Source organism: Chamaesiphon sp. GL140_3_metabinner_50 (assembly GCF_025361915.1).
Classification (GTDB): Bacteria; Cyanobacteriota; Cyanobacteriia; order Cyanobacteriales; family Chamaesiphonaceae; genus Chamaesiphon.
In genome coordinates this window covers 1-6,375 of sequence record NZ_JANYJC010000299.1, presented here as the reverse complement: position 1 = coordinate 6,375, position 6,375 = coordinate 1, and the positions used below count along the sequence as shown (strand labels likewise).

Annotated in this window: 8 protein-coding genes; 7 read left to right on the top strand and 1 reads right to left on the bottom strand. The window is 45.0% G+C overall.

Annotated features, from left to right (window positions below; translation table 11 throughout):
* The 4 genes from Q0R35_RS14675 to cobA all read left to right on the top strand — a co-directional run.
* The coding region (locus Q0R35_RS14675) for an ATP-binding cassette domain-containing protein (protein ID WP_295619780.1) at positions 1 to 448 on the top strand (448 nt) is incomplete at its 5' end.
* A 128-nt stretch (positions 449 to 576) separates the two neighbouring features.
* The gene (locus tag Q0R35_RS14670; protein ID WP_295619778.1) at positions 577 to 1,422 is read left to right on the top strand and encodes a PEP-CTERM sorting domain-containing protein; all 846 of its coding nucleotides are present in this window, start codon (positions 577 to 579) and stop codon (positions 1,420 to 1,422) included.
* A gap of 58 nt (positions 1,423 to 1,480) precedes the next feature.
* Entirely contained in the window at positions 1,481 to 2,203 is a 723-nt protein-coding gene (locus Q0R35_RS14665; protein ID WP_295619776.1) for a sirohydrochlorin chelatase, read from the top strand.
* 83 nt (positions 2,204 to 2,286) lie between these two features.
* Positions 2,287 to 3,051 carry a uroporphyrinogen-III C-methyltransferase gene (gene cobA, locus Q0R35_RS14660; protein ID WP_295619769.1) on the top strand — a complete coding sequence of 255 codons (765 nt, stop codon included), beginning with the start codon at positions 2,287 to 2,289 and terminating at the stop codon, positions 3,049 to 3,051.
* On the opposite strand, the gene Q0R35_RS14655 is transcribed toward cobA, so the two are convergent.
* Positions 3,052 to 3,264, bottom strand: a complete 213-nt coding sequence (locus Q0R35_RS14655) for a hypothetical protein (RefSeq protein ID WP_295619767.1) — start codon at positions 3,262 to 3,264, stop codon at positions 3,052 to 3,054. It abuts the gene before it with no gap.
* Between the two features lie 298 nt (positions 3,265 to 3,562).
* Between Q0R35_RS14655 and Q0R35_RS14650 the strand changes: the two genes are divergently transcribed.
* The 3 genes from Q0R35_RS14650 (at position 3,563) to Q0R35_RS14640 (ending at position 6,261) form a co-directional block, all read left to right on the top strand.
* A complete protein-coding gene (locus tag Q0R35_RS14650; protein WP_295619765.1) occupies positions 3,563 to 4,525 on the top strand; it encodes a hypothetical protein in 963 nt (320 codons plus the stop codon).
* Positions 4,526 to 4,609: 84 nt separating this feature from the next.
* On the top strand, positions 4,610 to 5,710 hold the full coding sequence (locus Q0R35_RS14645; protein WP_295619763.1) for an aminoglycoside phosphotransferase family protein: 1,101 nt from the start codon (positions 4,610 to 4,612) through the stop codon (positions 5,708 to 5,710).
* Entirely contained in the window at positions 5,707 to 6,261 is a 555-nt protein-coding gene (locus Q0R35_RS14640; RefSeq protein WP_295619761.1) for a DOMON-like domain-containing protein, read from the top strand. Before Q0R35_RS14645 ends, Q0R35_RS14640 begins: the two co-directional genes overlap by 4 nt.
* The last annotated feature ends 114 nt before the right edge of the window (positions 6,262 to 6,375 follow it).

Here is a 6,375-nt window from a genome sequence, read left to right as displayed (position 1 = left end):
AAAAGAAATCGTCCGCGAACACCTCAATATGGTGGGACTCACCGAATCTGCCAGCAAAAAGCCCGGACAACTCTCTGGCGGGATGAAACAGCGCGTCGCGATCGCGCGTGCCCTCGCAATTAAGCCCCAGGTGTTAATATTAGACGAACCCTTTGGTGCCCTCGATGCTATTACCAAAGAAGAATTACAAGACGAACTCCTCACGATTTGGACTGAACATAAAGTTACTGTACTAATGATTACCCACGATATCGACGAAGCATTATATTTAGCCGATCGATTGGTGATGATGACTAATGGCCCTGCTGCTAAAATTGGCGAAGTACTGGATATTCCGTTCGATCGTCCCCGCAATCGGGAGAAAATTATGGCAAGTCAAACTTACATCGATCTCCGCAATTATGCCCTCGATTTTCTCTTCAATCGCTACGCACACGCAGATGATTAGATTGAATTTTTAGCTCGATCGAGTCATCCGTCAATTATGTGTAATATTTATTAAAAATAATTGTGTTTCTCGATCGTCCGCGCATAATGGGTGTGAGTGTATCTTATAGCCGCAATGCAGGATAAAATATGAAACTAAACTACTGGGGAATCATTTCTGCAATCGCCGCAGGTGGGATCGTCTCGATGGGCAATAGCGATCGAGCTAGCGCGGCAACGATTACACTTTACGATGGCACTTCAGGCGTTACGCCAGATCTGTATAATCCACCTGCATATTTAGGTTTTGTGAATATCGGTACGGGTTCGCAAACAGCGGCTGGGGGTGTAACTACCCTCAATACGAGTAGCCGAGAAGGGACATTTGCGGGTTATTCTAATTACGCACTGACAGGTGGTTTAGTTAACAACTCATTGCCACCATTAATATTAAATAATAATGCTGGTTATACACTCAGTTTTACCGTCAAAATTAACTCGCAAACTAATAGTGGTGTTAATGGGCCATTTCGGGCGGGCTTTAGTGCAATCGTGTTAGGTAACGATAAAAAGGGGATCGAAATCGGGTTTAGAAACACCGATATTTTCTCACAAAACGATGCTAACTTTAACAGTATTGGCGAGCGAGCTACAGGTGTAGGCGGCATCCTTGGCAATTTAACTCAATACGATCTCACTGTTTCGCGCGATACTTACACGCTATCGAGTGGCGGTAATTCGATCGTCAGTGGTTTCGTGCGAGACTATTCAGCAGCGAATACAGTATTTGGGAATGTCTACAACAACCCTAATTTTATTTTCTTTGGCGATAGTACGACTTCGGCTGGTGCGAGTGTAGATATTGCCAGAATTACTCTCACCACCGCCGATTCTACCGCAGTTCCCGAACCAAGCAATCTGTTGGGAATTGGGCTAGCGATGGGGGTTGGTGCAACTCTCAAGCGGAAACTCGGTAAAATCGGTCGGAAAATTTAAGCCGCGATCGCCGTTAATGCTATAACTAAGATTCGATCTTTATTTACACCCAACTCACTTGTCCGACGCTTACTTATTAGTATCTCACGGCAGTCGCGATCTGCGTCCGCAGTTAGCCGCAGCCATCATCGCACGGCAATTAAGCGAATGGTTGGAACCAACTGCGCCCAGCACAATGCCAATTTTAGTAGAGACAGCGCAACTAGAATTAGCTCCGACACCATTACACGTTCAGATTAGTAATTTTGCCGATCGATGTCAAAATAATGGAATCGATCGAATCGTGATGCTCCCATTATTTTTAATCCCTGGCGTTCATGTCATGGAAGATATCCCCACGGAGGTGGCACTTGCCGATCGCGAAATTGGCGATAAGGTAAAATTAGTGGTTACTGGTTTTTTGGGTGACAATCCCGATTTTAGCAATTTGTTCGCTCGGAACCGTTTGACATTGCCCAGTCAGAGTATTATTTTAGCTCATGGTAGTCGTCGCGCTGGCAGTAACCAGATCGTCGATCGATTAGCCCATGATTTAGGTCTTCAAGCTGCTTACTGGTCGGTGCCTCCTAGTTTAGCCGATCGAGTTGCCAGTGCGATCGCCACAGGTGCCACCGAGATTGGCATCTTACCCTATTTTCTATTTGCGGGTGGCATCACAGACGCGATCGGCGAATCGATCGCACAATTAAGAGAGCAATATCCACAGGTAAAATTAATTCTAGGCGAACCGATCGGTAATAGTCCAGAATTAGTAGCAACGATTGGTAAAATTTTGAGATAGTGGATAGTGGATAGGGATTTAGCCAAATGCTTGCAGCCCAAAATCCTAAAGCCTACAACCTAAAACCTAAAACCTAATTAAAAGTGACACAGATTGGTAAAGTCTATTTAGTAGGCGCGGGGCCTGGAGATCCTGGATTGCTGACGATTAAGGGTAAAGTCTTACTAGAGTCGGCTGATGTAGTGATTTATGATGCCCTAGTCAGTGCGGAAATTTTGACAATTATCTCGCCATACGCAGAAAAAATCGATGCGGGGAAACGGATGGGTAGACATTCACTGCTCCAGCAAGAGACTACCGAGTTATTAATTGCTAAAGCGCGCGAACATGCGGTAGTAGTGCGCCTTAAAGGTGGCGATCCATTTATTTTCGGGCGCGGTGGCGAAGAAATGGAAGATCTCGTCGCGGCGGGAATATCGGTTGAAGTCGTGCCTGGTGTGACTTCGGGAATTGCCGCTCCAGCATACGCTGGCATTCCCCTCACGCATCGCAATTACAGTTCTTCAGTAATTTTTGTCACGGGGCACGAAATGGCGGGTAAATACCGTCCTGGGGTCGATTGGAGTGCGATCGCTAAAGCTGCGGAAACGATTGTAATATACATGGGCATCCACAACCTCGATCGAATTGCAGCGGAGTTAACCGCTGCGGGATTAGCTGCTAATACCCCCATTGCGCTAGTTAGATGGGGAACGACACCCAAGCAGCAAGAATTAGTCGCCACATTAGAAACGATCGTGCGGGAAGTCGAAATTTCCCAGTTTAGTGCGCCGTCGATCGCCATAATTGGCAATGTGGTAAATCTGCACCACATTTTAGGCAGCCATTACGCGCGGAGCGAGGCGTAATTAGCAGATTTGCCGAGATGCCAGCTTTTCAAAATGCGCTTGGGTTTGATAGAGGAATAATTCTCGACTATCGAGGGTATTGGTTAGAGTAGGTACTAAATTGCGTGCTTGAAGTGCCATGTGTACTTGTAGATGAGCTACATAGTCACTCATTTCTTCACCTGCTGCTAGTTGAGAGTGTACTAGGGCAGTCTGGGCGAAATTGTTCTCCATCACTGAATTACTTCTCTTAAATTAAGGATCGATGCTTTAAGCCTTGCTTATCAAAGTTAACACGCGCGATCTGGCTTTGGCACTAGCACCGCAACGAAGATTAACACGATGGTGGGAGACGGGGAGTGTGGGAGGAGAAACCAAGGAACGCAGTTCCAAAACCTATTCGCTATTCACTATTCACCCTAAAACCTAAAACCTAAAGCCTAAAGCCCTAGTTAGTGCAAGAATCGAAATCGCCTGTTAGAGTAGAATCTGACAGAATCACCAGCCTGCAACATTATTTAGTTATTTTTCCATGAAACGGTTTCAACGTTATCTCGTCATGGCAATTGGGGTTGCTGTCGTTTTCATCGGGATTAGATTTACTCAAGACTTAGAAGACTGGAGTAGACTGCTCACATATCAGCCACCGCCAGAAGTTAGTAGACTCGCCGCCACGACGATGATGACAGATACCGCGCGGCGGTTATTTTATGTCAATCAGCCGACAATCGAAGCTACCAAGTTATCGTTGAATTTATGCAAAAGTTCCGAGCATACCATCGTACTGGGTTGCTATGTACCTAGCAAAGGGATTTTTCTGCAAGCGGTGACAGATCCGCGCTTGCAAGGCGTGATGGAAGTCACAGCAGCGCACGAAATGTTGCATGTTGTCTATCAGCGGATGTCGATCTTCGAGCAGTCGCAAATTAATAAACAATTACAAGCAGTACTCAACCAACTCGATAATCCTCGGATTCGGAAGATCGTCCAAACATACCGAGAGCAAGATTCCCGATCGGTAGATAATGAGCTACACTCAATTCTGGGCACCGAAGTCCAAAATCTTAGCCCTGAATTAGAGGCACATTACCGCATCTATTTTACCAATCGATCGACGATCGTCGCGTTATCAGAACAGTATGAGGGCAGATTTACCGCACTTAGGAACAAGGCAAAGCTACTCAGTCAGCAGTTATCAATGCAAAATTTGGCATTAGAACAACTATCCGATCGAGTCAAACAAGAGTCTAAACAAGTAGAAATTGAAGGCTCGACGATTCAGACTGAGATCGTGGCTAATACCCAAACCGATTATAGTACCCGCATTGCTACTTTTAACGATCGCGTCCGCAATTACAATCGATTAGTCGTCCAACTTAGAGAGCAAACCGCCAGTTACAATCAACTAGTCACCGAGCGTAATTCGATTACCCTTGAGGAGAAATCTTTATTTGAATCGCTAGAAAATAAATCGACGCAGCAAGTTGCGAAATGAGTGAATAGTGGATAGTGGATAGTTAGAAACTACATTCTTAAAGCCTAAAACCTAAAGCCTAAAACCTAAAACCTAAATAAAACATTGGATCGTCTTAAAAATATCGCTCGACAATTTGCTAAATCCAGAGAAGTTACCGAACTGCGGGCGTTTGGTAGTGGCAATATTAATGATACATTTCTGGTAACGATTGCCGATGTTACAGATCCGCATTTTGTCTTGCAGCGGATTAATACTCATGTATTTCAACAACCTGCGCTAGTGATGCGAAATATGCGAATTTTTACCGAGCATATGCACCAGAAATTGCAGAGTGAAACAGCACCTGCGGGACGAAGATGGGTAGTACCGCGCGTATTATTAACTATAGAAGATCGCGACCATTGGATCGAACCCGATGGCTCGTATTGGCGTGCGATTAGCTTTATCGATGATTCCCAAACGCTCGATATCATCCAAGACATTCAACATGGCTGGGAAGTTGGTTATGCATTAGGCAGATTTCATCATTTAATTAGCGATCTCGATCCCGATAAATTAGCCGATACGCTAGAAGGGTTTCATATTACGCCCCAATATCTGGAATATTATCATCAGGTGCTATCTACCCACACCCCAACAGTAAATCGGGAAGTAGATTATTGTCTCCAGTTCGTGCGAGAGCGGCAAGAATGGGCGCGAGTACTCGAAGATGCTAAAACTAGTGGTAAGCTGCCTTTACGACCGATTCACGGCGATCCTAAGGTGAATAACGTGATGATTTGCACCACCACCCAACAGGCGATCGGGGCGATCGATCTCGATACGGTCAAGCCGGGACTGGTACACTATGATATCGGCGATTGCTTGCGATCGGGCTGTAACCCACTCGGTGAAGAGACAAAAGAATGGGAACGGGTACACTTTGACACGCAGATGTGTCGGGCAATTTTGGACGGATATCTCTCTCAAGCGCGTGGTTTTTTAGGCGCACACGATTACGAGTACATGTTCGATGCAATGCGGTTAATTGCCTTCGAGTTAGGATTGAGATTTTTCACCGATTATCTAGCCGGAAATGTTTATTTTAAAGTTAAATATCCGACACATAATCTCGATCGCGCGCTGGTGCAATTTAAGTTAACCGAAAGTATCGAAGCCCAAGAATTAGTAATTCGATCGATAATTGAGGAGCTGCGAGGATGAATGAGTTTAAACTAATTCCGTTTCCGACGCAGGCTTTATTACCTAAGCTCGAACTGAGCGGCAGAATCGATCGGCAAAATGAGCTATTATCGATCGAATATCAACTCCAAGGCGATCTTGCGATTCTCCTTACCAGTGGCTCTACCAACGCGATCGATCCACCTAAAGCTTTGCCCAGTCGCAAGTTCGAGCTATGGGAGGCTACTTGCTTTGAGTTTTTTATTGGAATTCCAGGTAACTCAAATTATTGGGAATTCAATCTGGCACCGAATGGCGATTGGAATGTTTTTCACTTAGATGATTACCGTCAAGGTTTACAAAATGAATTAGCATTTGTAACTCTACCTTTTGAGATCGATCGACAAGCAAATTCGCTACTATTAACATTAATATTCGATCTGAATAAAATTATTCCACCAGAACGACCCTTAGAAATTTCGGTAACAACGGTAATTAAATCTCAACAGCATGAGATGAGTTATTGGGCATTAACTCATCCCGGCACAGAACCAGATTTTCACCGCCGCGATAGTTTCATCATCAAAATCTAAGACACTGTTAGAAAAGTTATCTTTATTTATTGCACTCTCCCAGTCTCCCAGTCTCCCAGTCTCCCCGTCCCCCAGTCTGTCTTGAAAAGGTGCTCTACTTGGGGAAACCCCAAG